Origin of the sequence: Mycetohabitans sp. B46 (assembly GCF_037389205.1) — a bacterium.
Taxonomy (GTDB): Bacteria; Pseudomonadota; Gammaproteobacteria; order Burkholderiales; family Burkholderiaceae; genus Mycetohabitans.
Genome location: NZ_JADBGL010000002.1, coordinates 165,624 through 184,822, shown reverse-complemented (window position 1 = coordinate 184,822; position 19,199 = coordinate 165,624). Strand labels below are relative to the sequence as shown.

Below are 19,199 nucleotides of genomic sequence, written 5' to 3'. Positions count from 1 at the left end.
AAGGCAGAAGACGTCTGCGTTACGACTTGATTTCGAGGCGTTGGCTGTGTTCGAGCCGACAGCCCGGCACGTTGCTCCCGTCTTTGATTGCCTGCGCGATCAACTTCTTGTCTGGCTTTGGTTGTGGAGGTGGCGGGTCTGTCATGTACGCCATTGGAACTTGGCGCGCGTCATCGATGACTACCTTGGCAGGATTCTCACGCACGGTAAGCTTGAGGTAAGGGCATTCAAGCTTTTGCACGCCGCTCATCAGCATGTTTTGCAGCAGATATGCTCTGATTCGCTCTGCACGCCTTGCGTATTTTTGCGCGCGCATCTGCATTTCTTCAATTGCAACTTGAATCTGTTCGGCCGACGTTTCAAGGTTGCGAATCAAGAACGCAACGTTTTGAGCTTTAGTGATAAATTCCCCGCTGATTGATTCAAGCGTGTCTGCTACGGTTCGCTCATCGAAATCAAGTTCCACCAATCTATCGGCCGCATGTCGATACTCACTGGCAATTTGGTATAAGGTCAGGTCACTCACGTCAACTCCTTAAAAGGGAATGTCGCCATCCGTGTCCAACGAGCTGTCAGCGCCAGGTATAGGGTCGCCTGGCTGGGGGGCTTGTCCTGCCACGCGCTTCAACGGACGATGGCGAAGTGTCAAAATCATCTTTGAGAGTTGTGTCGGCTCAACCTTTTTGTCGAGGATTTCTCCGGCCATCAATCCGCTCGAGGCCTCAAAAAAGGCGGCGGGCACGGCTTTGGTTCCGATGCTTCCGTCCTTTTTTAGATAGTCCTCGGTTTCAAACAAAATGCCTACTTGTTTGTTCATGAGATCCTTGAACACCTCGGCGTCAAACTCCTGAACGCTGTTTGTTTCCCGGTCCCACTTCTTTACGATGGCGTGAGAGGGCGTGATGCTCTTGATACGCAGGCACGCCATCAGCGCTTGTAACTGCTTGAAGCCGAACAGTGGTTCGCCTTGTACTTTCATGGTCCAAAGCGTGAAATTTGCGCTCAAGCGTTCTGGTGTCTCGAACGTGAAGTCGATGCCACGGGTGCCTTTGGCGCTCGTCACTTCTTCTGCGCGAGTGAATATCCCAACATACTTCCCCATGTCAGTGATGCGTACAATGCGTTCATCGGCTTGACGTGCTACGTTTGTGTCGAGTGCATACATGATGTGTTTCCGTTCAGGTGGTTTCAGTCAGTTCGTAAAAGGCTGTGATGGCGTGGTCGACCGCTGACAAGTCATTCGGAATGCGTTCTGATTCAAATAATCCCATCGGACTTTTAACGGTGTCGCGGCCGTTGTTACGTGTGGTGAAGGTGTATGTGCCATCGGACACGTCGGTGCGCAGAACTATCGTGAACATCCCTTCGATCGTGATCTTCTCGTCCAACATTTTTCCGATGGTCTTGATCTTCGTGGTGCCAGACTGATCTTCTTCGGTGTGGCTGAACACATAAACGCGCACGTCATTGGGTAGCGTGCCAGCAGCACAAAGTACGTCCCATGCGTGGCGGCCGATCTCGGTGAACTTGTCAAATCCACGTTCGTCGCTGCGGCGCATAAACTCGTTGGCAAGCATGTACTGGAAATCGTCCAGCACAATGACCTTGCGCTTGGTATGCTGCATGATCGTGATGATTTTTTGGGATTGATCCGACACGAAGATGTTGCCCGCTTTCTCCTTCGTGTGATAAGCCCATCCTGCTGCGCGAAAAGGCAGCGGCTTACGGATAGTCTGGATCAATAGGGTGTGTGCCGGGTCCATCTTGCAGAGGGACGTAGACTTTCCGGTTCCGCTCTGACCGAGAACCAACGTTGCGATGCTCATTTTCGACTCCTTGTGATGCGTGCCATTCAAGAAATTCCTGTAACTCTTGCTGTTGCCGGTAGTCGGGGCCGTAGTCCGTGTTCATGCGCTTAGCGTGAAGGGGGGCAGGGTTTGGGATGCCCTGGTGCATGTTCGGGCGTGAGGGGAAAGGGCCAAATATGTGCTATGCTGCACGCTATCTGGCACGTTTTCTGACATTTCGCCATGGCCGCCATCGCCTTCGACACACTAAAATTTGCCAACCGGCTCAAGACCGCCGGCGTGCCGCCTGCGCAGGCTGAAGCGGAGGCCGAGGTGTTCGCAGATATCTTCGAGGCCAACCTGAACCAGCTTGTGACTAAAGCGGACCTGCACGCTGAGTTGGAAAAACTTGAGAGCCGCCTGGATGTCCAAATGGACAAGCATTTGGCTGACTTGGAAACCAAGATGGACAAGCGCTTTGCTGAAGTGGACAAGCGTTTTGCCGACTTAGATGCTAAGGTGGACAAGGGATTTGCGGAGGTAAGGGGTGAGCTTGACAAAAGGTTCGCGGAAGTAAGGGGTGACCTTGATAAAAGGTTTGCGGAAGCCAAAGGCGAAGCGTTGCTCCTCAAATGGATGCTCGGTGTGACGGTTGCTAGCACGACATCTCTCCTAATCAGATCGTTTTTCTGAAGAAATAATCTTTTTGCCCAAACAGCATGAGGCGCGCGCTATTACCTATCGAGATTCACCACAATTAGTACGCCTAGTGTGATTGCAAAGCATGCGATCGCAACGGCCCTATCCGACATTCCGGACCAAAGGAGCATCCGATCCCACAGCGGCGGGGTGATGTCCTTGGCGTCGTTCAGGCCGGTGGGGCGCTTGTTTTCGGTGCGAGCCTTGGTCTTGCGCATTTCAGTGCTCCGTTTCTAATTTTCCGACATCGCAGATCGCTTCTGTCTCTGCATCCTCGCGCATCGTGTCCAGCACAATGCGCTTGACCATCGCGCCAAACTGAGCGTCGCCCATCAGCCATGTGGCACGCAGCGTTTCGCCATGCTTTGACTGCATCGCGCTATGCATACCGCCGATGATGTCGTCGTACGTCAGTTTGTTGACCTTACGGGCGAACTTCTCTTTGGCGATGGACGCGATGAGTTCGTCACGCTCCGCCTCGGCGTCTGCGCGCTCGTCCATTTCGGCCTTTTCGCGGGCGTAGCGGTAGTCCTGGAGTTGATCCACATCTACGTAGGGGGGCATCGCTTTCTCACTCAGTGCGCGTCAGGTGACGCCATGAAAACGAATATACACAAACGAATAGTTATGCGCAATACGCAGATGAATAAATTTGCATACTAGCGTCAGCCACGCGTGCCCGCATTGTGGTGCGCGCGGCTATCTATCAGGCTGAAAGGCCACATATCGCAGGCGTGACATGAATGCGCGAGAGATAGCTCAGAGTCCAGCAGCGCTTGCTGATCCGATCACACGGACAAAGCATTTGATTTGATCTTGGGAGCTTATCTGGAGAATGCCAGGCGAGAGAACCAGGTCATCCCATCCTATAGCAACGGCAGTGACTCACTGTACGAGCCCATGCAGCGGGAACAGTGAATCATGAAGTTCGTTGCTCTATGTTATTGAACTGAAGTAGGACTTGGCCAGTACTTAGCGCATATAGAAAAATTTTTTGTCTATCACTTATTTAACGAAAAATCTAACAATTCACCTGTAGGAAAATGAAATATTTTTGCATTCTCTCGTTTAGTGGGTTCCTGTATTCCTTTTAGGCTGTGATGCCTCCCACATCTCTACGGTGGCGAGTGCATAGGTTTCAACCCTATCTTTGTGTTCCCTAGGGAGAGCATCAAAGCGATGTTGCGAAAAAGCGAATGGCCAAGTGCCGCGCAGCCGCGCTCCAGGGTTGGCCGCATGAGGCAACTCCTTTTCTCCACGCCCTGTGAGCAGCCATTCCGCATGTATCGATAGGGCAATCGCGAGCTTGGCGATCGTATCCGAATCCGGGTTTTCGGTATGTCCGCGCAGAAGTCTGTTGATGGTCGGCTGAGGTACGCCAGACATGCGTCCTAGAGCTGACTGGCTCTTCACACGTCGCTCTCGCATCACCTCTTTTAATCGATCGGCAAGTTCCATGTACGAAATATACGTTGGCGCATAACTGGCAGCCAAATATCTATCCATCAATGGATTGACAAATTTATTCATTTGAGTATAGATTTCGGGCTGGCTAAAAGGAGCAGTGGAATGAAAAGTGCCAAGGAATTGGTTGCCGAGTTACGTGCTGCTGGCTTAAGCCAAAGCCGTATTGCGCAAAGCACAAAACTGTCGCAAGCAACTATCAGCCGGATCGAAAATGGCCAGTCGAATGACACCAGTATGTCGCATTGGGTTCGTATTCAAGAACTCCACTCAACGTATTGCGCTCCGAAGCCTGCCCCTGGCGTTGCGGCAACAACTTCAGATTTGTCGTTGGCAGCGGTTTTTCCAGCATCGAGTTCTGTTGAGCACATGGAGCATCGGAGCATTAAATGATGGCCACAACTAATCTGACCTTGGAGGATGGATTTGACGTTTCTCTCGTCGAAGCAACGTTGACAGATGAAGTGCGGCGGCTCCAGTTCGCACTCTGTCAGTTCGGCCGCCGGCTTCAGCGCGTAAGCGAAGATATTCCCGCTGGGCACGATTTCTCGAAGCTCGTAACGAGCACGTTCGGTTTGTTGGGCTTCCAACTCGCGTACGCGGTTGGTCAGATCTGCAATCCGAGCGTCTTTCTCGATGATGGCCGCGAGTATCTCGGAGAGGCTGAGTTGTGTTTACAGGAGCTTTTCCGTGAGTTGAATCTTGACGGTCGCGACTACCTGTGTATCGCGAAAGTCGGTCCAAGACCTTACCAAAGTCACGATGCTGTTGAAGCTGCCAGGTAAGGAATTTACGTTCATGCGAGCCTCGTTATGTATGGATTGAAGAGGTTAGAGACTTCGATTTCCGCATAGCGGTGGCTTGCATTCTTTCCAATGGGCACGTCGAAATTGGTTATGGCATACCAAAAATTTTCCCCGAAACCACGATACAACACGAGACAAACGATTTGACGCGAGATGCTTCGATGCAGCGGGAACTGAACTTAAAGCCGGAAATGCAGCGCGTGGACATACGCTGCATCGACGCGCAACCGTCAATGACAGCGGCCATCCGCCTGTGTCAGCAACTCTCTGGCTTGGACGACAAGAAGATCGTCGGAAAGCAGGGCATTGTCGCTGACGTGGCGCAGTGGTCGCGCATCACCCGAAGCGGCCAACATTACTTCCCCCAGGACAAGCTAAACGCCTTTATGGATTTGTGCTGCAACGAAGCGCCGCTGATCTGGCTGGCCCGGTCACGGGGCTATGAGCTCACCCCGCTTGAGACCGAGATGGAGCGGCGTCTGCGCCTGGAGCGCGAGAAAACCGACGAACTCGAGCGTGAAAACATGCTGCTCAAGAAGCTGCTGACGGGGAGGATGGCGTGAAAAAAGCCCATCGCACATTGATTGAAATGCAGGCCTTTGCTGCCGCTTGCGTGCAATTCGATGGCCGAGTGCCTCGACCGCGTAACCCCTATCTGTTCGATGACGGACGGCACCGGCGCTGGCAGCAAGCATTCAAAGCTGCACGGGTCCGCGTCCAGGCCCGATTTGGCGGGCAAGCAACATGATTTTCGGCTCCGTATGCTCCGGCATCGAGGCTGCATCCGTTGCCAGGCATGCGCTGGGCTGGCGTGCCGCGTGGTTCAGCGAAATCGAGCCATTCCCGTGTGCGGTGTTCGCACAGCGACATCCGAGCGTGCCGAATCTTGGCGACATGACCTGCTTCATGGATTGGCCTGATGCAACTATCGATCTTCTCGTTGGCGGAACACCTTGCCAAGCCTTCAGCGTTGCCGGACTGCGAAAGGGATTGGCAGACCCGCGTGACAACCTCATGCTTACCTATCTTGCCATTGCTGCAAAGTATCGCCCCCGTTGGTTGGTCTGGGAAAACGTCCCCGGTGTCCTGTCATCAAATGGCGGACGGGATTTTGGCACCCTGCTTGGCGCGCTGGCGGAACTCGGGTATGGGTTCGCCTACCGCGTTCTTGACGCTCAGTACGTCCGAGTGGAATCACACGCTCGCGCCGTGCCTCAACGACGACGGCGTGTGTTCATTGTCGGATATCTTGGAGACTGGCGAGCACCTGCGGCGGTACTTTTTGAGCGCGAGAGCCTGCGCGGGCATACTCCGCCGCGCCGAAAAGCGGGGCAAAGTGCTGCCCCAGCCCTTGCTGCGCATACTCGTGGCGGTGGCGGCCTGGGAGCCGATTTCGACTGCGGTGGCGGACTCGTAGCCCCCACGTTGCACGGCGAGGGCGATGAGGCGAGCGGAGGCCGTACCGGCGCTGGCGTGGGCATCATCGCATTCGACACCACGCAGATCACATTTGCCGAGAATGGCAGTCATCCGCGGCCCGGCGATCCCTGCCACCCGCTGGTGGCGAGCGGGCACGCACCGGCCATCGCGTTCGACTACGAGGCATCGGGACAGAACGGTTTCGGCGTTGGACAGGCCGCATCAACGATGCGCAGCATGGGGCGTGCGAACTCGTGTCAGAGCGGTGGCGGTTGTCAGGCCGTAGCGTATGAAGGTGCAGTGCGCCGCCTCACGCCACGCGAATGCGAGCGCCTGATGGGGCTTGACGACGATTACACGGCAATCGACATCCAAGGCAAGCGCGCGGCTGACGCTCCACGCTACAAAGCACTGGGCAACAGCATGGCAATCCCGCCGATGCGCTGGATTGGCGAGCGCATCGCGCGCGTGGAGAAAATCAACTATGCCTAACCGGGTCCTCCGAGAAGGAATTCTGACCAGTGAGCGAGTCAATGAGCTGAGTTGGGAAGCGGAGGTGTTCTATCGCCGTTTGATGTCCGTGGTCGATGATTACGGGCGCTTTACTGCTCATCCGTCGCTGCTGAGAGCGGCACTCTATCCCCTGAAACTGGATACCGTTCGGGACGCCAACATGGAACGTTTGCTCGCGGCTGTCGAGCAAGCCCGCCTTGTCCGTGTCTACGAGGTTGCCGGCAAGCGGTACTTGGAGATGCTCGACTTTCGCCAGCAGATACGAGCAAAGGAAAGCAAATACCCGCAGCCGCCAGCAGAGGCACAGCACATGCATAGCAGTTGCGTAGCAGACGACTCACAGATGCCAGCAGATGAACACTTAGACGAAGGCGTAGTCGAAGACGATATCCCTACCCCCCTACCTAGCGCGCGCGCAGACGAAAACTCGGCGTTTCGGATGTTCGTGGGCTGGAAGCCGTCGCCGCATCTGTCAACGCTGGCACACCAGTCGGGTTTGCCGATGCCAGACAGCAATGCATTCAATGCCGCCATTGGTGAATTCATCGCGTACTGGCTCACCCAAACCAAAGCCAGAACACAGCACGAGTGGGATCACGCGTTGGTGAAGGCCCTTCAAGGCAATCGCCTGCGCGGATCGAGCCAGAAAGCGACACCCGGTAGGCGGCTGCCGAAATCGGAAAACTTCGCCGCGATCGATTACGGTGAGGGGGGCAGGCTATGAACCGCGTAGCGGAAACACTCAAGCGGGGCGGGGTTCATGCCGAGCCCCAAGCCCGCATGGCGGTATGCGACAAGCACGGCGAGTACGAGGCCAAGTGCTTCATCGGTCAGATTTGGTCAAAATGCCCGACGTGCAACGCTGAAGTCCAGACACGGGAGAAGGCGCAGGCCGAAGCTAAAAGCCGCGAGGCGAAACTGCAGGCTTGGCAAAAGCGCATTGAGGGGGCGGGCATTCCTGAGCGGTTCCAGAATCGCAGCCTCAAGTCGTTCGTGGCCGAGCATCCCGGCCAGAAACGCGCACTCGCGTTCGCCCTAGCCTACGCCGACGGCTTCGATGACGTGCTAAAAACTGGCCGCTCGGCCGTGTTTGTCGGCAAACCCGGCACGGGCAAGACTCACCTTTCTGTGGGCATTGGCCTTCGCATCATGCACCGCGACAACCGCACGGTGTTGTTCACGTCTGTGCTGCGTGCCATTCGCCGGGTCAAGGAGGCGTGGCGCAGGAACAGCCCGGAAAGCGAGAGCGAGGCGATCACGCATTTTGTGCAGCCCGATCTGCTCATCTTCGATGAGGTTGGCCAGCAGTTCGGTAGCGACACCGAGAAGTTGATCCTGTTCGATATCCTCAACGAGCGGTACGAGAAGCGAAGGCCCACGCTATTGCTCGCCAATGTGCCGCTTGAGGACTACCGGCGCAAAGACGATCCGCCGGATTCGCCTTTGCGCCCGGGCGTTATCTCTTATCTTGGTGAGCGACTCATCGACAGGTTGCGCGAGGACGGCGGGGAGATCGTTCCATTTGATTTCGAGAGCATGAGGGGGCGACTGTGACGCATCGGACTTTGTCGAAGCATTCGGTGATCGTGAAGTTGGGTTCAGGCATCGAAGCAAGCCAGTCGTTGCGTTTAGATTAGGAAGAAGAATGAAGCCCATCACCGAAGACGGTTCGCCCCTGCGCCGGCTCTGCGAGGTTATGGAAAAACGCCCGGCAATGACCATGAAAGAGATGGCGATCAGCCTGGGGGTTAGCCAAGGGTTCGTGAATCGGTGCGTGCACCAGCTGGTTGCAGACCGGTACCTTCGCCATGCGAAGGGGACTCAAAAAAGTAATCCTGCGCCTTCCCGCTCCCCGCAATATTTCGAACGCACAAAAAAGCCTGTGCCACCCGTAGAATCATCGAACGTTAGAATTGTGAAGTGGCGGCCTGCGCAAGCGCGTGAAACAGCGCTCCCGGCGGATCCGCTGACAGCGGTGTTCAGGCAATGACAAGCAGGGTAAGCGGGTTATGGGCAGGCGGCGGCAATCATCACAAAGCGCGAACTGATCACGGCAATCAAGTTAAACAAGTAGTCATGAGTACGGCTGACGGAGCAATATTTGAGTTTTTGAACGAGGATATCCTGTTTTAAGTGCGCATAGGTTTTACTGCCCAAAAGGCCAGGATTGCAGGCGATAAGGGTAACGCAAGTGGAAAAACATGAACGGAGATAACCAGGCGCTGCATGAGTTTTGTTTGCGCTGGGTTGAGTGGAGTAAGACGCGGCGACTTTATGCACCATTGCGGCCGAAAAATATTTTGCTACGGCTTAGAGAACCGGCAGGGCTGGGCGATGAGCGTGATGCGGAACTAGATGTTGCGCTGAATTTATTCAACATGGCGGTGATGGCATATCCGGAAGGGCGATCCAAACAGGCGTTCATGGCGTTTTACCTGGGCCAAGTCCGCCCGATTAAACGAGCAGCCTATGAACTGGGCTATTCGCGCATGGGTTTTTTCAAAGCCGTGCGCCGGGTGCGGGAGAACGTGTATGCGGCCTCACGCCGCTTGATGAGCGAACTACGTATGCAAGAAGGAGAGGGAGTTGTGCGTTGAGCCCGGTGCGTGCCAAGCCGAAACTTAAACGGTCGGGGCGACCACCTACGCTATAACTTCTGGTTTTTGTTGCTCAAAACGTGGTACCATAACCGGAAGTTAACTATCCAGGAGTTGTCCGTGACGCAAGCATTGCCGGGTCTTCCACCGTTGCCTCGTCAGAACAGCTGCCGAGTCTTGTCTGAACCTGAACAGGTTTCTTTCCGGCTTTCGGAGTTGCACGCCAGTCTTAATGAGTCTCTGTTAAGGGAGGCGAATGAGCATGGCTATCGGGCGCGACTTGAAGCTACGGCACTGCATTCACCCACTGCGGCTGGCTCATATCATTGGCACGCCGTCGTGTATGCGGTTCGTTCCATGCTAACGAAGCATGGATGGAAGCCCAAGGACTTGCGAAACTGTCCGTTTATTGTGTCACCAGACCGTGCCGTTGCGATTGTTGTCATGACGGGTGACTCGGATACAGGCCGCCCCAACGGCAATCCAACGAATCAGGCCGAAAAAGGACCGATACTTAATCAGGCGATTGCAAGGAATCAGGAACAGCTAAGGCTTTTTGAAGCAGGCTCTGTATCTTCGACGCTAGCTGGCTCGAAAGAGGCGACGCAACTGTGGGTTTTCCTGTATCACGTTGGGGTGGGACTAAATGGGAAAGATGAGGTTCGCATGGAGATCTCGCTACCGTCGCGGTTTGAGCGGAAAAAGATCGTAGAGTGGAGTGAGAGGATTATCCTGGGCGCCATTCAGCCTAATGACGAGGTCGGTGTTCTGGGCGATGCTTCGGCTGAACCTATGGACGTGCCTGTCGAGCGCCGTGTCGGCACTTAATGAGTAGGGAACACGATGTTTTTTAACCCGAAGAGGCTGACGTTTGCCCGTATGCGGCGCGGCTGGACAAAGGCGCGCCTTGCCAAGGAGTTGGGCCTTCAGGTGCGCTCCATTCAGGGGTATGAGTCTGGCGAGTACGCGCCGGAGCCGGAGAGGCTAGCGCAAATGAGCACGCTTCTTCGGTTTCCGGTCGAGTTCTTTGCGGGCGACGACCTGCCATCGATCGAGCCTGACACTGCCAGTTTCCGCTCGATGTCGAAGATGTCGGCAACGCTGCGGAACACGGCTCTTGGCGCTGGTGTTACTGCGTTCTTGCTGAATGATTGGATTGAAGAACGATTCCACCTTCCTGGAGCAGATCTTCCCGACCTGAGCGATCTGTCCCCGGAGGAAGCTGCCGCGACCTTGCGCAGGGTATGGGGCCTTGGTGAAGCGCCGATAGGAAGCATGATTCATCTGCTTGAGGCCAAGGGGATTCGGGTTTATTCCTTGGCCATGGAGGCAAGGGAGGTTGATGCATTCAGCGTATGGCATCGTGAAAAGCCTTTTGTGTTTTTGAATACCTTTAAGTCGGCGGAGCATAGTCGGTTTGACGCTGCTCACGAACTAGGCCACCTGATACGCGACAGACACAGCATGCTGCATGGAGGGGCGCATAGCCCAGAGATGGAGCGTGAGGCAAACGCCTTCGCTTCGGCGTTTTTGATGCCTCCGGCAAATGTTTGTGGACGCGGCACGGCAGTGCTGACACTAGACAGGCTGATGCGGCTTAAGCAGGTTTGGGGCGTGTCGTTAGCCGCGCTGGCTTATCGTATGAATCAGCTGGGCTTTTTTTCGGAGTGGACGTATCGGAACCTTTGCATCCAGATAGCAAGGAACGGCTATAGGACTTCCGAGCCCAACCCCATGCGACCCGAATCTTCGCAGATACTACGTAAGGTCTTTAATGCGCTTCGCTCGGAGGGCATCACGCGTGGCATGCTCGCCAAGGAACTGTGCATCATGCAGGAAGACATTGATAATTTGACATTTGGCCTAGCCTTGTCCAGCGTTTCTCCCACCGTCGGGACGAGTACAGCGCATCGCGGCAATCGCCGTGTATTGAGTTGAACACTTAAGCAGGTCCGCCCAATTAAACGAGCAGCCTATGAACTGGGCTATTCGCGCATGGGTTTTTTCAAAGCCGTGCGCCGGGTGCGGGAGAATGTGTATGCAGCCTCACACCGCTTGATGCGAGATCGGGAGCAGTTCTGAATCTTTGATTCGCTTTGCTGCTCATCGGTACACCTCGCGGCGGTTTCCGATTCGCACAACGAGAATGCGCAAAGTACCGTCCTCGATATTAGCAATAATTCTGCAATCCCCGACACGGTATTTCCAGAAAGCCCCCAAGCGCGAACCTTTGAGGGCTTCGCCAATGCTGCGAGGGTCGTCCATTACGGATACACGCTCATGTAGGAAGGGCAGGATACGGCGAGCATGTTGCAGGTCAAGTTCCTTAAGGTTTTTGCGTGCCAGGCTCAATAGCTTAACCTTCCATGCCATAGTGTTTCATCACTTCTTCGAGCGGTGCGGTTTCGGATTTTCCCGCGCGGATCGCTTCAAACTCATGCTCAGCCAGGTACAAATCTTCGAGGTCGTCGAGGTGTTTGCAAATCGCCTCGGTGATGTAAAAGCTCTTGGTGCGCCCGGTCAGTTCGGCCAGGTTCTTCAGCCGGGCTTCTACATCGCCGGGCAGTCGAATTGAAAGGACCATAGCGCTATGCTCCTTGGAGAGGATGATACAAGTATCGTGTAAGGCTGGGCGAAGTGCAAGCCCCTTTGTCTAGAAAACAGGTGCATTTGCAGATGCTGTACGATGATCGTGGTGAGCTATGCCTTTGCCTTGCTTCTCCAATCAGACGTATGCAGATAATTGATCCCGATAAAGAACGGAATGTAACAAATGTAAACTTTTTAGTTTACTTAATAAAAGTTTACATTTTCCCCAGTTTTTTGTATCGTTTGTGAAAGGCTGGATTTTGACGTCCAGACGAAACAACGGGTTGAAAGGCGCGATTTCCAAGCCCTGAGCCTAGTCAATCGGCCAGGGCTTTTTTATTGGCTGAATCATCGGCCATCCAGACCGTCAGGTTGTAGGCCAGGACAAGCCGGCGAGTGTCCGTAACAACCCCGGCAGTGCGTCAAGCTTTGATTCTCACGGCAAGGACGCACCGCTGACCCGGCGTGAAGGGTATGAACGTGTAGTAGCCACCAAAAAGTTGTCATAAAAGCGAAAGCCCCGAACCGTTAGCAGCGGTCGGGGCTTTCTTGTTTCCACCCCTTGCCGTAACCAAGAGGAAGAACCTTGTTCAAGTATACGTCGAAACGACAGGAGATTAAATGAAAAAATTCACCTTACCCCCCATTAACGTCATCGCCCCTAGAATTAATTGGAATTTTCCACCGCAGATTTCCAACGCTCCAGTGGCATGTCCACAATTACCTCATGTTGATGCCAATCGCAAACAATTTACATGTCCCCATCTTCTATATAGTCGAGTAAAGGACCTGGACCACCATATAGCATCACTATCCCCCGACGCTGATTTTATCATTAGCCAGTTAACAGACGATGACCAAATTAAATTTTCAGAAGACATCGAAAAAATTAGAGTTTTGAAGCAACAAATAAGCGAATCCAAAGCACAAGCTGACCAAAAATTAATTGAATACGTCAACAGATTTAAGCTCCAGAATATTTACAACCACCCAAGCGACAATGCTGAGGAAAAGAGACTAGATCGCTTAAGCGTTACGCTTTCTGTGCTGGGAGAACATTTTTTCTATCGAGAATGGGAAAACAACTATGCTAAAGCTCGACGCCACGAAATTGATGTTAAGTTTCAACTGGCTGAAACCTATCAACGTCTGATGCCGACACTCAAAGGAGCTTACCTATCAAAATTTTACCATAACTTTCTCAATTTCCCGAGTCGCAGCCGTGATGCAGCCAAAACAATGTTAGACTGGATTGGAGTTCGTAATTTGCATGACGGATTTCTTGACAATAAAGTAGAAATAATTATTAGTGACAGTTTTCTTACTCACCCAGGATCGCAATTTGGCCATGTCGCAATCAATATTGGTGGCGTAATCTATGGTAGAGCGCCAACTGCTTGGGATATTCGTAGTAAGGAGGCTTATATGGAAAAACAACAGCTCGGGCGAAGCAGCATTGGATATGTAATTCAATTAAGCGAAGAAGATAAAATAAAATTGTTTCGCTCTGTGACCAATAAAATCGTGGAAGATAAAAAATATAGCGTCCTTGATCATAGTTGTTCTATTGAGATCGTCAAGTCTTTCGCTGATATTGGTATTAACGTTGTTGATCCGCGTTGGACTGTTGGAACAATATATTCTCCAGCTGATATTGATAATTTTCTAAAGCATTCAAAATCGGTCATCCAGGTGAATTCATACCCAAAGAATTAGCGTGTCTATGGTTATGAAAAGAGTGTTTAATCAAATATCTTCTCATCGCCAACCATTAGATAGCCCTTAAATCCATTTTCACATTCCGTCCAATGAAAGCCGTATACTTTGCCGTGCGACATACGCTGACTGATACGACAAGCTGTACCTTCTGGAACAGTCATCTCCGAAGCCTGATTAACATCTGAATACAAAACGACTTCTTGTTTAGCTATTTTTTCTGGGCCAAATGAGGGCGCACATCCAGCCACGACAAGCGTTACTATAAGGAAGCGTAACGCTTTTTTGATCGGCCGCCGAACCTGAGAATTTAAGGTTTCTCGGGAGGACCATCCTCGATAAATCATGGGGTTCCCTTTAAAGTACAGGATACTTGAAAATAGCACGCTAACATCATCATACTAGCACTAGCTAAGGCTTTTCGTATCACACACACGCATAGCACCGTGCCGCCGGTCAGCGAAGCTTACCTCGCCGTCAGCATCTGAGCTTTACCCACAAGTGCGGTTGTAACTGGATTGGACGGTGTTAACTTTGGTTCATTCTGTTGATGCAGCGGCAGCGGATTGGCGATCGGGGACGACACGGCGGACTGGGCGAGCAAGAATTCGCATCGGCGAATCTCGGTGACGCACGCCTCTCGTACCGGCTGGTGGCACTTACCCGGCAACTGTCGGCTAGTCCCCACACGTGGCTGCCGCAGGCGCTGTCGCCTGCTGAACTGAAGGCAGCCTATCGATTCTTTGACAACGACCAGCTCGACACTGACGGTGTACTGGCGCCACCTATTGTGCAGACGCTGCACCGTATGGAGTAGATCCCAGTGGTGCTGGTGATATAGGGCACAACCGAATTTAACCTGACGCATCTGCCTGCCACAGAAGGTTTGGGGCGCTGTACCGGTGGCAATGAGCGCGGGTTCTTGATGCACAGCCTGCTGGCGGTCGGTCCGGAGAGTTTGCCGCTCAGCGTGCTGGGCATGAAGACCTGGGCGCGTCGTGAAGGAAGCCAGGGCAGCGCCGCGCAGCGCAAATTCCGATCCATCCACGAGAAGGAAAGCATCAAGTGAATCGGGGGACTTGCGTACCTGTCGGCGCTGTAAGCACACGCAACTCATTGGCATCGGCGATCGCGAAAGCGATGTCTATGAATTGTTTGCAACGCACCGCCCAGAGGGGGTGAACTGGTTGGTACGCGTGGCATGGAACCGCTGCGCCCGCCATCCCCAGCGCTATCTCTGGCAGGCGGTCCTGCAATTATTGAGCCGCACCGCCTTTGCGTTGATTTTGGAAAGATCGATGTCGAATAACATCCAAACGTCCCCCTTGTATTCGGGATGTTGCGTCAGCGCTTCGAGTGGCGAGGGCTCTGGAATCGAGCCTTCATCGCCGTCGAAATGCGCTTCGACCGCTTCTTGGACAGCAACCGGCAGCTCGGTCCAGTTGTCTGCCGCAGCGAAGCAGCCGGGGAAATCCGGGAATGTGACACCATGGGCATGCTTGGCGTCGCCCACATGGACATAGAGTGGGTAGAGCATAGGTTTCCTCTCAAAAACTGCTGGTCACTTCAAGCCAGCCTGTTTCAGGATACTGCGCGCCGTGCCCATCGGAAGGTCCTTCTTCGGGTGGGGCACTGTGACCTTACTACGCTGAACACTTAAGTAAACTTTTTAGTTTACTTAATAAAAGTTTACATTTTCCCCAGTTTTTTGTATCGTTTGTGAAAGGCTGGATTTTGACGTCCAGACGAAACAACGCGTTGAAAGGCGCGATTTTCAAGCCCTGAGCCGGGTCAATCGGCCAGGGCTTTTTTGTTGACCGACTCATCGGCCATCCAGACCGTCAGGTCGTAGGCCAGGACAAGCCGGCGAGTGTCCGCAACAACCCCGGCAGTGCGTCAAGCTTTGATTCTCACGGCAAGGACGCACCGCTGACCCGGCGTGAAGGGTATTGATAAGGGATAAGCATGCAACGGCATTTAAGTGCGTCGCTGTTATGACCTGCCCCCTTGGTTAGGGCCAGCCGGCTTCTAGCAAAGTCCTTTTAAACCAGCTCCTGGAAAGCGGCAGGAGCATCCGCTGTTGCCCGATATTTCGCCGCAAACTGTGCGGGCGAAAGGTAATTCAGTGCGCTGTGCGGCCGTTGCTCGTTGTAGTCCTGGCGCCACGCGGCAATAAGCGCGCGAGCGTGCGCGAGACTCGTGAACCAGTGTTCGTTAAGGCATTCATCGCGGAACTTGCCGTTGAACGATTCGATGTAAGCATTCTGCGTCGGCTTGCCCGGCTGAATCAATTTTAAGCTCACCCCGTTAGCATACGCCCATTGATCAAGCGCCCGGCCCGTAAATTCCGGTCCCTGGTCCGTTCGCAGTGCTTTTGGATAGCCTCGGAAACGCGCGGCGCGCTCCAACACTCGCGCGACATACAAGCCGCACATGCCGTAGTCCACCACGATATCCACGGCCTCTTTGGTGAAATCGTCCACGATGGTCAGGCACTTCAGACGCCGCCCATTGGACAGCGCGTCCATCACAAAATCGATTGACCACACCTGGTTTGGTCCGCTTGGCAACGCCAACTGCTCGCGCTCAATCATGACGCCGTGGCGCCGTCGACGGCGCCGTACGGCAAGCCCCGCTTCACGATAAAGGCGATGCACGCGCTTATGGTTCGCCTGGATACCCTCGCGCTCCATCATCGCGTGTAATCGCCGATAACCGAACCGCCGACGCTCGTGCGCCAGTTCCACCAGGCGAGCCCTCAACACATCATTCTCGTGGTCCAGCTTCGCTTCGTAATGCAACACGCTGCGAGAAAGCCCGACAAGCCGGCAGGCGCGGCGCTCGGAGATATTCACCTTCTTGCGAATCGCCGCGACTGCTTCGCGCTTGGCTTGCGGGCTCAGGGCTTTCCCTTGACGACAACCTTTAACGCTTGCATATCGAGCATCGCCTCGGCCAGCAGCTTCTTCAGCCGCGCGTTCTCGGTTTCCAGCTCCTTGAGCCGGCGCGCTTCTGACACCTGCATGCCGCCAAACTTCGCGCGCCACGTGTAGAACGACGCGTCACTGAACCCGTATTGCCTGCACAACTCTTTGACCGGCCTGCCGGCCTCGGCTTCCTTCAGAAAACCGATGATCTGTTCTTCCGTAAAGCGCTTCTTCATGTTCGTCTTCTTCTCCGAAAACGAACTTTACTAAACTCCGGCCGGCCCTGTTTGCCGGGGGCAGGTCAGTTACCCAAAAAGCTGGCTGTGTGAACCAAGCCGCGCCAATCTGAGTGTATCGGAATCCGACTTTCGGTAAATTAACAGCAGGTCGGGCTTGATGTGGCACTCTCGGTAGCCCGCCCAATCGCCGGAAAGGTCGTGGTCACGGTAGCGTGTGGCTAATGACTGGTCGGTCGCTAGAGCAAGGAGTACCGGTTTGAGCACATCGTCCAGCGTGGTGCGGTGTTGCCCCTTGGCTTCCCGCTTGTAATCGCGTTTGAACGCAGACGATCGGTCAATCGTCCGCATGCAGATCTGCCATCAGACTATCGACACTAGCGAACTTTTTGCCCTTGCCCGCTTCCAGTTCAGCAATCGCTTTGCGTGTGGTGGCATTGGGCACCTTCACCTCAAAGGGCAGGCGGTGTTCATCAGCGATGCGCAGCATCAGCAGACGGATAGCATCGGAAATCGATAGCCCCATCGCTTCAAGCGCACTCGCGGCGCGTTCCTTGGTGTGAGTGTCGATGCGAGCACGAACGTAGGTATCAGCGGTACTCATGGTCATTCCTTGATCAGGGTGTTAAACCAATTGTAGTCACAATTTGACTACAAATCAAGTTCCGAACGATGACCACAGCCGAGGGTTCTTACTCGAAACAGCTATGACCCTTAACAGCGCAAGAACAGCAAGAAAACAGCGAGGCAAGCCGTTTGTCAAAGGTCAAACGGGCAACCCGAAAGGCCGTCCTAAACGCACGCAGGAGGAATTGGACCTGATCGCCGCGTGCAAGGCCAAGACGCTTGATGCGCTTGAGGTAATCGAGTCAATCATGGTGGGTGGCGATAACGAGCGCAACCGGCTATCGGCTGCACTGGCGATCATCGAGCGGGGTTATGGCAAGCCGGTACAGGGTGTGGAACTAGGGGGCACGGGTGGCGGGCCGATTCAAAGCATAAACATGCCCCCAGATAAATTCTGGGAGATAGCCAAGACCATCGCCGATGAGATTTGACTATGCATCCATTCAGCCCGGACGAACACTTCGCGGCTGCAAAGATGGCACAAGCGGACTTGTACTTCTTCTCGCGCTGGATGTTCTATCAGCGCCGCCGGTACAAGTGGCTGCGCGGCCCGCACCACAAAGCAATCTGCGATGCGCTGATGCGTGTCTTTTTCGGTAAGGTCAACCGGCTGATCATCAACGTACCGCCCAGATATTCAAAAACTGAACTCGCGGTAGTCAACTTTATCGCTTGGACACTCGGACAGGTACCCGATGCCGAGTTCATCCACGCGAGCTATGCTGCACCACTGGCCGCGAATAACAGCGCCAACGTGCGCTCGCTCGTGCAGCACGAGGCTTACCAGCAGGTTTTCCCAGCCTGCCGCTTAGCCTCGGACTCGAAAAGCCACTGGATTACCACCGAGGGCGGCGTGATGTACGCCGCTGGTGCCGGGGGTACGATTACTGGCTTCGGTGCGGGCAAGCACCGCGAGGGCTTTGGCGGCGCGATCATCATTGACGACCCGCACAAGCCCGACGAAGCCAAGAGCGATGTCATTCGACAGGGCGTCATCGATTGGTTTCAGAACACGCTGGAGAGCCGCAAGAACAGCAAGGACACACCGATCATCCTGATCATGCAGCGCCTTCATGAGCGCGACCTGGCAGGCTGGTTGCTCGATGGGGGCAACGGAGAATCGTGGGAGCACGTTTGTTTGCCTGCAATTCAAGACGATGGCACGGCGCTATGGCCGGAGAAACATACCATTGATGATCTGAGACGGATGGAGCAAGCTGCTCCCTATGTGTTTGCAGGGCAATACCTGCAACGTCCATCTCCACCGGATGGTGGCCTCATCAAGCCGGACGCAATCACGACAATCGACGCGCTACCTGCGGGTACGATCAAATGGGTGCGCGGCTGGGATTTGGCCGCGACCATCGACGGCGACTATACGGCGGGCGCGAAGCTGGGCAAGCTGGAGGATGGCCGCTTTGTCATTGCTGACGTGGTGAGGTTGCGCTGCGGTCCCGACGAGCGGGACGCGGCACTGACGAACACAGCCGCTCGCGATGGCAAATCGGTGCGCATTAGCCTGCCGCAAGACCCGGGTCAGGCCGGCAAGACTCAGGCGCTATACCTGACCCGCAAGCTGGCGGGCTACGCGGTCACCACCTCGCCAGAATCCGGCGACAAGGCGACACGGGCCGAACCGCTGGCCGCGCAGATCAACGTCGGTAATGTGCTCATGCTGCGCGGTCCGTGGAACGACGCCTTGCTTAACGAAATGCGACTGTTCCCGAATGGAACGCATGATGACCAGGTCGATGCGTGCTCACGCGCGTTCGCCGAAATCATGGTGCACAAGCGCGGCTTCTTCGATCTGGATTAAAAC

Annotated in this window: 29 protein-coding genes and 1 pseudogene; 16 read left to right on the top strand and 14 right to left on the bottom strand. The window is 54.4% G+C overall.

The features are described 5' to 3' along the window. Positions 1 to 19: 19 nt before the first annotated feature. From IHE30_RS02865 to IHE30_RS02855, 3 genes are read right to left on the bottom strand one after another with little or no spacing between them, the layout of a single operon-like run. On the bottom strand, positions 20 to 526 hold the full coding sequence (locus tag IHE30_RS02865) for a siphovirus Gp157 family protein (protein WP_337688673.1): 507 nt from the start codon (positions 524 to 526) through the stop codon (positions 20 to 22). 9 nt (positions 527 to 535) lie between these two features. After that, on the bottom strand, positions 536 to 1,165 hold the full coding sequence (locus tag IHE30_RS02860) for a hypothetical protein (protein WP_337688672.1): 630 nt from the start codon (positions 1,163 to 1,165) through the stop codon (positions 536 to 538). Between the two features lie 13 nt (positions 1,166 to 1,178). Further along, entirely contained in the window at positions 1,179 to 1,826 is a 648-nt protein-coding gene (locus IHE30_RS02855) for an ATP-binding protein (protein ID WP_337688670.1), read from the bottom strand. 204 nt (positions 1,827 to 2,030) lie between these two features. Between IHE30_RS02855 and IHE30_RS02850 the strand changes: the two genes are divergently transcribed. After that, positions 2,031 to 2,480: a coiled-coil domain-containing protein gene (locus IHE30_RS02850; protein ID WP_337688668.1), complete on the top strand. Its 450-nt coding sequence runs from the start codon at positions 2,031 to 2,033 to the stop codon at positions 2,478 to 2,480. A 41-nt stretch (positions 2,481 to 2,521) separates the two neighbouring features. Here the strand turns inward: IHE30_RS02850 and IHE30_RS02845 are convergent, their stop codons facing one another. The 3 genes from IHE30_RS02845 to IHE30_RS02835 all read right to left on the bottom strand — a co-directional run bounded on the left by IHE30_RS02845 (position 2,522) and on the right by IHE30_RS02835 (position 4,016). Then, positions 2,522 to 2,704 carry a hypothetical protein gene (locus tag IHE30_RS02845; RefSeq protein WP_337688667.1) on the bottom strand — a complete coding sequence of 61 codons (183 nt, stop codon included), beginning with the start codon at positions 2,702 to 2,704 and terminating at the stop codon, positions 2,522 to 2,524. Position 2,705: 1 nt separating this feature from the next. Then, positions 2,706 to 3,050: a hypothetical protein gene (locus tag IHE30_RS02840; protein ID WP_337688665.1), complete on the bottom strand. Its 345-nt coding sequence runs from the start codon at positions 3,048 to 3,050 to the stop codon at positions 2,706 to 2,708. Between the two features lie 504 nt (positions 3,051 to 3,554). After that, positions 3,555 to 4,016 carry a helix-turn-helix domain-containing protein gene (locus IHE30_RS02835; protein ID WP_337688663.1) on the bottom strand — a complete coding sequence of 154 codons (462 nt, stop codon included), beginning with the start codon at positions 4,014 to 4,016 and terminating at the stop codon, positions 3,555 to 3,557. A 39-nt stretch (positions 4,017 to 4,055) separates the two neighbouring features. Here IHE30_RS02835 and IHE30_RS02830 point away from each other — a divergent pair, with 39 nt between their 5' ends. The 10 genes from IHE30_RS02830 (at position 4,056) to IHE30_RS02785 (ending at position 11,223) form a co-directional block, all read left to right on the top strand. Then, entirely contained in the window at positions 4,056 to 4,343 is a 288-nt protein-coding gene (locus IHE30_RS02830; RefSeq protein WP_337688661.1) for a helix-turn-helix domain-containing protein, read from the top strand. Further along, positions 4,340 to 4,735, top strand: a complete 396-nt coding sequence (locus IHE30_RS02825; RefSeq protein WP_337688660.1) for a hypothetical protein — start codon at positions 4,340 to 4,342, stop codon at positions 4,733 to 4,735. The genes IHE30_RS02830 and IHE30_RS02825 overlap by 4 nt, the downstream gene beginning before the upstream one ends. A gap of 71 nt (positions 4,736 to 4,806) precedes the next feature. Continuing rightward, a complete protein-coding gene (locus IHE30_RS02820; RefSeq protein ID WP_337688658.1) occupies positions 4,807 to 5,319 on the top strand; it encodes a hypothetical protein in 513 nt (170 codons plus the stop codon). A 181-nt stretch (positions 5,320 to 5,500) separates the two neighbouring features. Next, positions 5,501 to 6,667: a DNA cytosine methyltransferase gene (locus IHE30_RS02815; protein ID WP_337688657.1), complete on the top strand. Its 1,167-nt coding sequence runs from the start codon at positions 5,501 to 5,503 to the stop codon at positions 6,665 to 6,667. Continuing rightward, on the top strand, positions 6,660 to 7,412 hold the full coding sequence (locus IHE30_RS02810; RefSeq protein ID WP_337688655.1) for a DnaT-like ssDNA-binding domain-containing protein: 753 nt from the start codon (positions 6,660 to 6,662) through the stop codon (positions 7,410 to 7,412). Before IHE30_RS02815 ends, IHE30_RS02810 begins: the two co-directional genes overlap by 8 nt. Beyond that, positions 7,409 to 8,242 (top strand): ATP-binding protein, encoded by an 834-nt coding sequence (locus IHE30_RS02805; protein ID WP_337688654.1) that lies wholly within the window; start codon positions 7,409 to 7,411, stop codon positions 8,240 to 8,242. The genes IHE30_RS02810 and IHE30_RS02805 overlap by 4 nt, the downstream gene beginning before the upstream one ends. Before the next feature lie 91 nt (positions 8,243 to 8,333). Further along, on the top strand, positions 8,334 to 8,678 hold the full coding sequence (locus IHE30_RS02800) for a hypothetical protein (RefSeq protein ID WP_337688651.1): 345 nt from the start codon (positions 8,334 to 8,336) through the stop codon (positions 8,676 to 8,678). A gap of 211 nt (positions 8,679 to 8,889) precedes the next feature. Continuing rightward, entirely contained in the window at positions 8,890 to 9,285 is a 396-nt protein-coding gene (locus IHE30_RS02795; RefSeq protein WP_337688649.1) for a hypothetical protein, read from the top strand. Positions 9,286 to 9,405: 120 nt separating this feature from the next. Continuing rightward, positions 9,406 to 10,113 carry a hypothetical protein gene (locus IHE30_RS02790; RefSeq protein WP_337688647.1) on the top strand — a complete coding sequence of 236 codons (708 nt, stop codon included), beginning with the start codon at positions 9,406 to 9,408 and terminating at the stop codon, positions 10,111 to 10,113. Between the two features lie 15 nt (positions 10,114 to 10,128). Next, complete coding sequence (locus tag IHE30_RS02785; protein ID WP_337688645.1) at positions 10,129 to 11,223, top strand: XRE family transcriptional regulator; 1,095 nt, start codon at positions 10,129 to 10,131, stop codon at positions 11,221 to 11,223. Between the two features lie 165 nt (positions 11,224 to 11,388). On the opposite strand, the gene IHE30_RS02780 is transcribed toward IHE30_RS02785, so the two are convergent. Further along, positions 11,389 to 11,658, bottom strand: a complete 270-nt coding sequence (locus IHE30_RS02780; protein ID WP_337688643.1) for a type II toxin-antitoxin system RelE family toxin — start codon at positions 11,656 to 11,658, stop codon at positions 11,389 to 11,391. Beyond that, entirely contained in the window at positions 11,642 to 11,869 is a 228-nt protein-coding gene (gene relB / locus IHE30_RS02775) for a type II toxin-antitoxin system RelB family antitoxin (RefSeq protein WP_337688641.1), read from the bottom strand. Before relB ends, IHE30_RS02780 begins: the two co-directional genes overlap by 17 nt. 626 nt (positions 11,870 to 12,495) lie before the next feature. Here relB and IHE30_RS02770 point away from each other — a divergent pair. Then, positions 12,496 to 13,590 (top strand): hypothetical protein, encoded by a 1,095-nt coding sequence (locus IHE30_RS02770; RefSeq protein ID WP_337688640.1) that lies wholly within the window; start codon positions 12,496 to 12,498, stop codon positions 13,588 to 13,590. A 26-nt stretch (positions 13,591 to 13,616) separates the two neighbouring features. Here IHE30_RS02770 and IHE30_RS02765 read toward each other — a convergent pair whose 3' ends face one another. Continuing rightward, complete coding sequence (locus IHE30_RS02765; RefSeq protein WP_337688639.1) at positions 13,617 to 13,937, bottom strand: hypothetical protein; 321 nt, start codon at positions 13,935 to 13,937, stop codon at positions 13,617 to 13,619. Between the two features lie 203 nt (positions 13,938 to 14,140). On the opposite strand from IHE30_RS02765, the gene IHE30_RS02760 reads away from it, so the two are divergent. Together IHE30_RS02760 and IHE30_RS02755 are read left to right on the top strand one after the other, a co-directional pair. Further along, the gene (locus tag IHE30_RS02760) at positions 14,141 to 14,407 is read left to right on the top strand and encodes an IS4/Tn5 family transposase DNA-binding protein (protein WP_337688985.1); all 267 of its coding nucleotides are present in this window, start codon (positions 14,141 to 14,143) and stop codon (positions 14,405 to 14,407) included. 105 nt (positions 14,408 to 14,512) lie between these two features. After that, a complete protein-coding gene (locus IHE30_RS02755; protein WP_337688637.1) occupies positions 14,513 to 14,659 on the top strand; it encodes a hypothetical protein in 147 nt (48 codons plus the stop codon). A 162-nt stretch (positions 14,660 to 14,821) separates the two neighbouring features. Here the strand turns inward: IHE30_RS02755 and IHE30_RS02750 are convergent, their stop codons facing one another. The 5 genes and pseudogenes from IHE30_RS02750 to IHE30_RS02730 all read right to left on the bottom strand — a co-directional run bounded on the left by IHE30_RS02750 (position 14,822) and on the right by IHE30_RS02730 (position 17,357). Beyond that, positions 14,822 to 15,127, bottom strand: coding sequence for a type II toxin-antitoxin system HicB family antitoxin (locus IHE30_RS02750; RefSeq protein WP_337688635.1), 306 nt, complete (start codon positions 15,125 to 15,127; stop codon positions 14,822 to 14,824). 24 nt (positions 15,128 to 15,151) lie between these two features. After that, a pseudogene (locus IHE30_RS02745) lies at positions 15,152 to 15,241 on the bottom strand (type II toxin-antitoxin system HicA family toxin); the annotation flags it as partial. A 391-nt stretch (positions 15,242 to 15,632) separates the two neighbouring features. Next, positions 15,633 to 16,753, bottom strand: a protein-coding gene (locus IHE30_RS02740; RefSeq protein WP_337688634.1) for an IS3 family transposase whose coding sequence is annotated in 2 segments (ribosomal slippage) — positions 15,633 to 16,495 and positions 16,495 to 16,753 — 1,122 coding nt in all. Because the reading frame shifts where the segments join, the coding sequence is not laid out codon by codon here. A gap of 69 nt (positions 16,754 to 16,822) precedes the next feature. Further along, positions 16,823 to 17,104, bottom strand: coding sequence for a type II toxin-antitoxin system YafQ family toxin (locus IHE30_RS02735; RefSeq protein ID WP_337688632.1), 282 nt, complete (start codon positions 17,102 to 17,104; stop codon positions 16,823 to 16,825). Continuing rightward, entirely contained in the window at positions 17,091 to 17,357 is a 267-nt protein-coding gene (locus IHE30_RS02730; protein ID WP_041754127.1) for a type II toxin-antitoxin system RelB/DinJ family antitoxin, read from the bottom strand. Before IHE30_RS02730 ends, IHE30_RS02735 begins: the two co-directional genes overlap by 14 nt. 103 nt (positions 17,358 to 17,460) lie before the next feature. Between IHE30_RS02730 and IHE30_RS02725 the strand changes: the two genes are divergently transcribed. Both IHE30_RS02725 and terL read left to right on the top strand, forming a co-directional pair. After that, positions 17,461 to 17,811, top strand: coding sequence for a DUF5681 domain-containing protein (locus IHE30_RS02725; RefSeq protein WP_337688627.1), 351 nt, complete (start codon positions 17,461 to 17,463; stop codon positions 17,809 to 17,811). Positions 17,812 to 17,813: 2 nt separating this feature from the next. Continuing rightward, positions 17,814 to 19,196, top strand: coding sequence for a phage terminase large subunit (gene terL / locus IHE30_RS02720; protein ID WP_041753215.1), 1,383 nt, complete (start codon positions 17,814 to 17,816; stop codon positions 19,194 to 19,196). Positions 19,197 to 19,199 lie beyond the last annotated feature (3 nt).

Bases quoted from the DNA above. Each gene is read 5' to 3' on its own strand.
- IHE30_RS02860 (WP_337688672.1), bottom strand. From the start codon at position 1,165: ATGTATGCACTCGACACAAACGTAGCACGTCAAGCCGATGAACGCATT.
- IHE30_RS02855 (WP_337688670.1), bottom strand. From the start codon at position 1,826: ATGAGCATCGCAACGTTGGTTCTCGGTCAGAGCGGAACCGGAAAGTCT.
- IHE30_RS02850 (WP_337688668.1), top strand. From the start codon at position 2,031: ATGGCCGCCATCGCCTTCGACACACTAAAATTTGCCAACCGGCTCAAG.
- IHE30_RS02845 (WP_337688667.1), bottom strand. From the start codon at position 2,704: ATGCGCAAGACCAAGGCTCGCACCGAAAACAAGCGCCCCACCGGCCTG.
- IHE30_RS02840 (WP_337688665.1), bottom strand. From the start codon at position 3,050: ATGCCCCCCTACGTAGATGTGGATCAACTCCAGGACTACCGCTACGCC.
- IHE30_RS02835 (WP_337688663.1), bottom strand. From the start codon at position 4,016: ATGAATAAATTTGTCAATCCATTGATGGATAGATATTTGGCTGCCAGT.
- IHE30_RS02830 (WP_337688661.1), top strand. From the start codon at position 4,056: ATGAAAAGTGCCAAGGAATTGGTTGCCGAGTTACGTGCTGCTGGCTTA.
- IHE30_RS02825 (WP_337688660.1), top strand. From the start codon at position 4,340: ATGATGGCCACAACTAATCTGACCTTGGAGGATGGATTTGACGTTTCT.
- IHE30_RS02815 (WP_337688657.1), top strand. From the start codon at position 5,501: ATGATTTTCGGCTCCGTATGCTCCGGCATCGAGGCTGCATCCGTTGCC.
- IHE30_RS02810 (WP_337688655.1), top strand. From the start codon at position 6,660: ATGCCTAACCGGGTCCTCCGAGAAGGAATTCTGACCAGTGAGCGAGTC.
- IHE30_RS02805 (WP_337688654.1), top strand. From the start codon at position 7,409: ATGAACCGCGTAGCGGAAACACTCAAGCGGGGCGGGGTTCATGCCGAG.
- IHE30_RS02800 (WP_337688651.1), top strand. From the start codon at position 8,334: ATGAAGCCCATCACCGAAGACGGTTCGCCCCTGCGCCGGCTCTGCGAG.
- IHE30_RS02795 (WP_337688649.1), top strand. From the start codon at position 8,890: ATGAACGGAGATAACCAGGCGCTGCATGAGTTTTGTTTGCGCTGGGTT.
- IHE30_RS02785 (WP_337688645.1), top strand. From the start codon at position 10,129: ATGTTTTTTAACCCGAAGAGGCTGACGTTTGCCCGTATGCGGCGCGGC.
- IHE30_RS02780 (WP_337688643.1), bottom strand. From the start codon at position 11,658: ATGGCATGGAAGGTTAAGCTATTGAGCCTGGCACGCAAAAACCTTAAG.
- relB (WP_337688641.1), bottom strand. From the start codon at position 11,869: ATGGTCCTTTCAATTCGACTGCCCGGCGATGTAGAAGCCCGGCTGAAG.
- IHE30_RS02770 (WP_337688640.1), top strand. From the start codon at position 12,496: ATGAAAAAATTCACCTTACCCCCCATTAACGTCATCGCCCCTAGAATT.
- IHE30_RS02765 (WP_337688639.1), bottom strand. From the start codon at position 13,937: ATGATTTATCGAGGATGGTCCTCCCGAGAAACCTTAAATTCTCAGGTT.
- IHE30_RS02760 (WP_337688985.1), top strand. From the start codon at position 14,141: ATGCAGCGGCAGCGGATTGGCGATCGGGGACGACACGGCGGACTGGGC.
- IHE30_RS02750 (WP_337688635.1), bottom strand. From the start codon at position 15,127: ATGCTCTACCCACTCTATGTCCATGTGGGCGACGCCAAGCATGCCCAT.
- IHE30_RS02735 (WP_337688632.1), bottom strand. From the start codon at position 17,104: ATGCGGACGATTGACCGATCGTCTGCGTTCAAACGCGATTACAAGCGG.
- IHE30_RS02730 (WP_041754127.1), bottom strand. From the start codon at position 17,357: ATGAGTACCGCTGATACCTACGTTCGTGCTCGCATCGACACTCACACC.
- IHE30_RS02725 (WP_337688627.1), top strand. From the start codon at position 17,461: ATGACCCTTAACAGCGCAAGAACAGCAAGAAAACAGCGAGGCAAGCCG.
- terL (WP_041753215.1), top strand. From the start codon at position 17,814: ATGCATCCATTCAGCCCGGACGAACACTTCGCGGCTGCAAAGATGGCA.